Source organism: Kitasatospora sp. NPDC004799, assembly GCF_040609095.1.
GTDB lineage: Bacteria > Actinomycetota > Actinomycetes > Streptomycetales > Streptomycetaceae > Kitasatospora.
This window is the reverse complement of record NZ_JBEXJK010000404.1, coordinates 1-7,176: the sequence shown is the minus strand read 5'-3', so window position 1 is coordinate 7,176 and position 7,176 is coordinate 1. Positions and strand designations below refer to the sequence as shown.

6 protein-coding genes are annotated in these 7,176 nt (G+C 73.8%); 5 read left to right on the top strand and 1 reads right to left on the bottom strand.

Annotated elements, in window-relative coordinates; genetic code table 11:
- Positions 1 to 1,146: ATP-binding protein (locus tag ABZW03_RS33735; protein WP_355266998.1), on the bottom strand; the 1,146-nt coding region annotated here is incomplete at its 3' end.
- 501 nt (positions 1,147 to 1,647) lie between these two features.
- Here ABZW03_RS33735 and ABZW03_RS33730 point away from each other — a divergent pair.
- The 5 genes from ABZW03_RS33730 (at position 1,648) to ABZW03_RS33710 (ending at position 7,113) form a co-directional block, all read left to right on the top strand.
- Entirely contained in the window at positions 1,648 to 2,340 is a 693-nt protein-coding gene (locus tag ABZW03_RS33730) for a cyclic nucleotide-binding domain-containing protein (protein WP_355266995.1), read from the top strand.
- Between the two features lie 132 nt (positions 2,341 to 2,472).
- Positions 2,473 to 3,411: a hypothetical protein gene (locus ABZW03_RS33725; protein ID WP_355266992.1), complete on the top strand. Its 939-nt coding sequence runs from the start codon at positions 2,473 to 2,475 to the stop codon at positions 3,409 to 3,411.
- Positions 3,408 to 5,558 (top strand): hypothetical protein, encoded by a 2,151-nt coding sequence (locus tag ABZW03_RS33720; RefSeq protein ID WP_355266989.1) that lies wholly within the window; start codon positions 3,408 to 3,410, stop codon positions 5,556 to 5,558. The genes ABZW03_RS33725 and ABZW03_RS33720 overlap by 4 nt, the downstream gene beginning before the upstream one ends.
- On the top strand, positions 5,555 to 6,508 hold the full coding sequence (locus ABZW03_RS33715) for a hypothetical protein (RefSeq protein WP_355266986.1): 954 nt from the start codon (positions 5,555 to 5,557) through the stop codon (positions 6,506 to 6,508). The genes ABZW03_RS33720 and ABZW03_RS33715 overlap by 4 nt, the downstream gene beginning before the upstream one ends.
- A gap of 155 nt (positions 6,509 to 6,663) precedes the next feature.
- On the top strand, positions 6,664 to 7,113 hold the full coding sequence (locus ABZW03_RS33710) for a Pycsar system effector family protein (RefSeq protein WP_355266983.1): 450 nt from the start codon (positions 6,664 to 6,666) through the stop codon (positions 7,111 to 7,113).
- Positions 7,114 to 7,176 lie beyond the last annotated feature (63 nt).

The window sequence follows — 7,176 nt, the reverse complement described above, 5'->3', positions numbered from 1 at the left end:
CCCCGGCCGCACCGGGGCCACCGGCTCGGCGCTGCTGCTCGGCGTGACCGTGATGGTCGGCGCGGTGGTGAGCAGCTCCTGCGGCACGACCAGCACCGCCCGCACGCCGCCGTACGCGGAGCGGCGCAGCGAGACCTGGAAGCCGTACGCCTGGCAGAGCCGGCCGACGATGGCGAAGCCCAGCCGGGGGGACTCGGTGAGGTCGTCGAAGTCCTTGGAGACCATCGCCTCGCGGATCGAGCGCTCGGCGCGGATCCGGGCCTCGTCGGTGAGGCCGAGGCCGCCGTCCTCGATCTCGATCGCCATCCCGCTCTGCACCTCGGAGGCGCTCAGGTGCACGTGGGTGTGCGGCGGGGAGTAGCGGGTGGCGTTGTCGAGCAGTTCGGAGACGGCGTGGATGAGCGGCTCGACGGCCGGGCCGGTGACGGAGATCTGGGCCACCGGGTGCAGGTCCACCCGCTGGTACTCCAGGATCCGGGACATGCCGCCGCGCAGCACGCTGTAGAGCGCGATCGGGCGGGTCCACTGGCGGCCGGGGCGGGCGCCGGAGAGGACGGCGATGCTGTCGGCCAGGCGGCCGGTCAGCGCGTTGCCGTGGTCCAGGCGCAGCAGGTCGTCGAAGACCGCCGGGTCGTTGCCGTGCCGGTCCTCCATCTCCCGCAGGTCCTTGGCCTGCCGGTGGATGATGGCCTGCACCCGGCGGGCGATGTTGACGAAGGCCCGCTCGGCCGAGTCGCGCCGGCTGACCTCGTCGTCGACGGCCTTGGCGACGGCCTCGGTGACGGCGATCAGGGAGCGGCGGAACCTCGGCGAGACGGGGGCGTCGCCCTCCTCCAGCGGCTTGGTCAGGACGTCGAAGGAGTACCCGTACCGGGCCCCGGCGACCACCCGGCGCATCTCGACCCGGGCGAGCCGGTCCAGCTCGTCCTCCTGGCCGGCCAGCCGGCGTTGGAAGTCCTCGACCTGCCGGGCGTGCCGGTCGCGCGCCTCGCTCAGCGCGCGCCCCCGGCGGGCCGACTCGGCGGCCACCACGGCCACCAGCACGGTGCCCGTCGCCCCGCACCACAGCACCCCGGCCCGGGCCCCGGCGGACACCACCAGCGCGGCGACCGCCACGGCCGCCGCCATCACGGCCGTCGGCAGCAACCAGCCGAGCAGGGGCGCTCGGCGCCGTCTGGCGGGTGACGATCCAGCTCGAAGCATTCAGCATCCTCAAACGATCGGAACAGTACGGGGGACAAGCGGAAGAACGGCTCCGGAGGCGTGGTGGTGCAGCATAGCCAAGTTCAGGACATCCTGACCGAAAGTCAAAAATACTGTCCCGTACCCGACTTGTCGCAAACCGCCGGACAACCCCGACATCTCGCACACCAGTCGCAACCCGGACCGGCCGCCGCCCTCCCACCAGGCTTCTCGCCCCGCCGCCCGCGCGCCGCCGACCCGCCCCGGATTCGCTCATGCGAAGGGTTTCCGCCCCAAGTCCCCCAACCCCACCCCGAGTTCGTGCTACAGCACCGCCCCCGGTCAACCCCCCACCCCCCATTCACCCCCACGGGGGCCCGCCCCGGGCCCGTCGCCCCGGCGGCGGGCGCGCCCCGCGGCCCGATTCCGCTGCGTCCGGTGCGCCGCACCTCCTAGGGTCGTCGCATGAACGAACACGACGGCCGCCCGCCGGGGCCGCTGGGCCGGACCCTGCGCCACCTCATGGGCGACGCGGTCTGGACGGACCTGCTGGCGGAGGCGTTCGAGCGCCGGCACCCGATCGGCGCCACCCTGCTGCGCCAGGGCGAACCGGGCACCCACGTCCTCGCCCTGCAGGCCGGAGTCGCCAAGGTGAGCCGACAGGAGCGCAACGGGGACGTCCGACTCCTGGCCTTCCGCGGCCCGGGCGAACTCCTCGGCGAGGTGGCCGTCCTGGACGACGGCGTCCGCTCGGCGAGCGTCCGGGCGATATCGGACTGCACGGTCGCGGTCCTCACCAAGGCGGCCTTCCTGCGCTTCGTCGCCGAGCGCGGACTCTTCCCCGTGATGGTCCGCTACGCCATGGGGCGGCTGCGGGAGTCGGACCTGGCGCGGACCGGCGGCGACGTCGTGCCCCGGCTGGCCGCCGCCCTGGTCGCGCTGGCCGACCTCTCCGCGGGCCCCGCGCCGACGGCCCGCGGCCTCACCGAACTCGCACTGACCCGTGAGGAGTTGGCTCAGCACCTCGGCGTCTCCCGGAACACCGTCACCGCGGCCCTCGCCGCGCTGGCCGCCCAGCGCGTCGAGGCCGGCCGGAAGTCCATCGTCCTCGGCGACCTCCCCGCCCTCCGCCGCGCGGCCGCCCCCCTGCACGGCTGACGGCCCGGCGCCCGACCTTCGGCCCGTGTGACCGCCGTCACTCGCTTTCCGCACCGAGTGAGCACACGGCGCGACGCGGCGTCGCGAAGCTTGGTGGCGCAAGGTCAGCACGGGAACGACAAGGAGCAGAGAATGACGGAGTTCGACAAGCCGATGCCCGAGGCCAGCGCCCTGCCGTACAGCCGCAGCCGGAACCTCCCGCCGTACCGGGGCATCGTCGCCGTGGACGCCAAGGACTTCACCGGGTACCCCGCGATCGAGCACGGCGTGATCAGCGGGAACGTGCCGCAGCTGCTCCAGATGTCCTTCGAGCGGGCCGATCTGGGCCAGGTCTGGCAGGACCGGCGGTTCCCCAACTCGACCGGCGACGGGTACGTGTTCGGCTTCGACCCGGCCTGGATGCCCTTCCTGATCCACCCCTGGCTGAACACCCTCCAGGAGGTGCTCACGGAGTTCAACGTGCACTCCGTCGGGGCGGTGCGCATCCGGCTGCGGGTCAGCCTCAACATCGGCCCGCTCCCCGACGAGGGCGGCGAGTTCGACGGCAACGGCACCCCGCGCAACGACACCCATCGGCTGCTCGACTCCCGCCCGGTGAAGGCCATGCTGGCCGCCTCCAACGAGAGCATCACCCACGTGGCCGCCATCCTGTCCGACCGGTGCTACCAGGACGTGGTGGCCGGCGGTTACACCGGGCGCCACCCCGACCACTTCATCGAGGTGCCGGCGACCGTCGAGGGCAAGCGGTTCGACCAGCAGGCCTGGCTGTACGTGCCCGCGCCGTCGGGGAACCTGTACAACCGCCGGATCCTCGGCGACGCCGTCGTGGACGAGCAGGAGGGACGGGACGGCCGGGAGGGGCGGAAGGCGGACCGGCCGACGGAGGAGCGCCGGGTGTCGCGGACGGTGGTGACCCAGCGGGGCGACGGTAGCAACCTGAACAGCGGTACGGTGCACGGCGGGCAGAGCGTCACCAACGTGCGGGGCGACTCCATCAGCGGCTTCCACGGCGACTACGTGCGGGGCAACAAGGACACCGTCCACGGCGACAAGAACGAGCACCACCGGTGAGCGCCGACGAGCGCCCGGCAATCGAAGGGCCGACCGGCGGGCCGGACGACTTCGACTCCGACTTCGACTTCGACCTGGCGGACCGCCTGGCCGGCTGGGGACGCGGCCGACCGTTCATCTTCGCGCCGAACGGCAACATCAACACCGGTTCGGTGCACGGGGACCAGCGCGTCGAGAACGGTGGCCCCGGGGCGGCTCCGGGCGGCGGCGAGCGGGTGGAAGCGCAGGACGGCCCGATCTCCGCGACGGAGATCCTGGCCGCCCGGGCCGGCTTCGCGAAGCCGGACTGCTTCCCCGAGGCGCTGAGGAGGCTCGGCACCCGACTGCTCTTCCTCGCCGGTGAGCCCGGCACCGGACGCCGCAGCACGGCCCTCAACCTGCTGTCCGAGGGCGGCGGGAACACCATGGCCCTGCGCGCACTGGACAGCGACTCGGACCTGTCGTCCTGGCGGCCCACCCACCGCGAGGCGCGCGGCTACCTGGTGCACGGACTGTCGCCCGCGGTCCCGCTCGGCCCCGCGGCGATCGCCAAGCTGCGCGCCCGGCTGGAGAGCGCCGACGCCTGCATGGTGGTGCTGCTGCCGCACGACCCGGGAACGCTCCGCCGTCTCGTCCGTGAGATGGACATCGACGCGGTGCAGTACACGCCGCCGCCACCGCGTGCGGTCTTCGACGCGCGACTGGACGCCGCGCTGCCCGACGAACGGCTGCGCCGGGACCTGCTGGAGCGGCTGGGGCCGGACCTCGGCGCGCTGCTGGCGCCCGAGCTGGTGCCGGCCCAGGTGGCCGAGCTCGTCGACGAGGTGACGCGGGTCCGCGAGGACGACCCCGGGCTGGCCGGCCTCGGCCAGCGGCTCAGCTTCCTCGCCGAGACGGAGGTCCCGGACCTGCTGCAGGAGCTCCTCGAGGACCCCGACGCGTTGGCCTTCCTGCTGGTGACGAGCGTCCTGGAAGGGCTCGACCACCGGATCGTCCGGGACGAGGCCGACCGGTTGCTCAGGCTGGCGGACGGCCGCCTCGACGCGGTGCTGCGGGCGAACGAGGCCGGGGAGCAGCAGGCCGTGCGCGGGGAGCCCCCTCGGCCGAATCCGCGGTTCGTCTTCCGGCGCTCCTTGGACGAGTTGCTGGCGACGATCCGGGCGGAGTGCGACCCGGTGGGGATGCGGGAGACCTCGGGCTACGCCTACACGGTGGAACCGATCCGCTTCAAGAGGCACCGGCAGGCGGAGACGGTGCTCCGGCACGTGTGGCGTCAGTACGGCGAGGTCTCCGGACTGCTGACCGAGTGGATGGACGGGGTCCCGGGGGCCGAGCCCGAACTGGCCGGCCCCGTGGGCCGGGTGATGGGGCTGGCGGCGGGCTGGAGCGGCGGCCGACGGGCGCTGCGCCACATCCACGAGCTGGCCCGGTCCGACCGGGCACAGAGCCGCAGCACGGCCGCGTACGCCCTGGGCATCGCGGCGCAGGACCCGGTCCTCGCCGGCGAGGTGAAGCACCGCCTCAGCAGGTGGAGCCACAACGGGAGCTGGCAACTCAGGTCGACCGTGGCGGACGCCTGCGGCCGGGACTTCGGAGCGGCCCGGCCGGAGTTCGCGATCGGGCTGATCCGGCGCTGCTACCGCGGGGAGGAGAAGGACGAGAGCAAGGTCGCCATGGCGGCGCGCCGGTCGCTGGAGGGCCTCTTCGCCGGCGGGCACCAGTCGGCCGTGTTCCGTGAGCTCATGGAGTGGGCGGAGGAGCCGGGGCGTGACGAGGACCTGGCGCTCACGGCCTTTCCCGGTCTGCTGTGGGACCCGGTCTGGTTCCAGCAGCAGCTGCGTCCCGGTGGGGAGTTCACCGGGGCGGTGATCTCCTTCGTCCGGCGGTGCCTCAACGTCGACGCGCTCTACCCCGCGACGAGGTACCAGCTGATCGGCTGGTGCGGTCGGGCGGTCTGGGACGAGGGGCTCCGTGCCGACGTGGAGACGCTGCTCACGGCACTCGCCCAGGACATGCGCACCGGCGAACTGAGTCTGCTGGTCGAGATCGACCGCAGCGACGACCCCGACCTGGTCGGCCGCGACATCGCCCACCGCGCCCTGGAGGCCTGGCGGCGGGGCGAGCCGCAGCCGTACCGCACCGGCCCCGTTTCCGGAGGACCCCGATGACCGTCGACACCGACCCGCCCGTCTACACCCAGGCCACCCGTGCCCCGTGGCGGGAGATCCTCTCGCACCGCTGGTCCGGGCGGCGCGATCGTGCCCTGGTCCTGGTGGACCGCCAAGGGCTCTACCACCGGCTGGGGAAGGGCAGCCCGGGACCGGCGGGCCCGGGGGTGGAGAACGGGGCCTCCGGGCGCCTGGGGCTGCGCGGGTTCGACCAGGCGTTCCTGGTGGACCTCGCCGAGCAGCCGGGCGTGCGGGCGCTCCGGCTCCGGACCTCGTACGGCACGCAGTCGCTGGAGGTGCACTTCCTGTGGTGGGTGCACGATGCCGTGCGGGTCGTGCAGACCCGGACCAGCCAGGGCGTGCTGCCGGTCCGCAAGGACCTCGACGGGCGCTTGCACTGGTTCAAGGAGCAGTCCGCCGCCTCGGGGGCCAGGTTGGGCCCCGAGGAGCTGGCGCAGAACCTGGCGGGTCCGTACGTGCTGCCCCACTACGGCCTCGGCTACCGCGTCACGGACGTCTGCGCACGCGAACGCGGCAACGAGCTGCGGCTCGGCGAACCCGACGCCACGGACGTGCCGTTCGACTGGACCGTCAAGAGCGAGGAGGAGTACGACTTCTGTCGGCGCCAGGTGCAGGACGGCCCGGTCGCCCTCGCGGCGCTCTGGCTCGCCAGGAAGCCCGACGAGGTGCGCGACGTCCTGGACTGGGTGGTGAACCACGCCGAACTGCTCCGGGGCGAGACCACCTGGCAGGACCGGATGGCACTGATGCTGGGCACGTTGACGGCGCAGGAGCAGCAGGAGCTGTCCAAGCTGCTGCGCGACCGCCTGGTGGCCCTGGGGCGGCAGGTGCCCGGGCCTCCTCCGCAGCCCCCGGGGCCCGGCTCCGCCAAGCTCCACGCCCACGTCAACGGCTGGGCCGGCGGTGTGCCGAACGGGGTGCCGCGTTGACCGGGGCGGGCCCGCGCCGCGACTCCGTCCGGCGCGGGCCGCGCAGGCGTTCCGTCGGCCGGAGTCCTCGGCCGACGATCGTCGGCCTGCCACGTCGGCCTGCCGCGCCGGTACCGGCGTCGAGCCCGTCCTCGCTGTCGGCGATGGAGCGTCTGATGGCGGCCAACAGCGCGGAGCTCGTCCGGGCCGACACCAAGGCCGCCGTGTTCCTGGCCTTCACCGGCGCGGTGCTCGCCACCTTCATCCCCTTGGACGGCGGCGCCGGCTCCCCGGTCGGGGACGCCGCGCTGCTGCGGTGGAGCGCCTTGGCCAGCGCCCTGCTGGCGGTCGGCTGCTTCGCCGCCGCCTTGGTTCCGCGTCACCGGCGGGGGCGGAGCGGCGGGGCGGGCGGTCCGGGGTACTTCGAGCACATCAGCCCGGGGGCGGGCCCCGAGCGCCTGCGCCGTGCGTTCGACCGGGCCGGGCGCGACCCGGCGGGGCCGCTGCTGGCGGCGCTGGCCGGTACCAGCGCGATCATCCGCGCGAAGTACCGCTGGATCGAGGCCGGTACCGTCCTGCTCCTGCTGGCGCTGCCGCAGTTCGCGCTCACCGTCCCGCCGTGGTGACGACCGGTCGTCCCCGGGCCCGGTCGTGGAGCACCACGGCCGGGCCCCGAGGCAACGGATGTT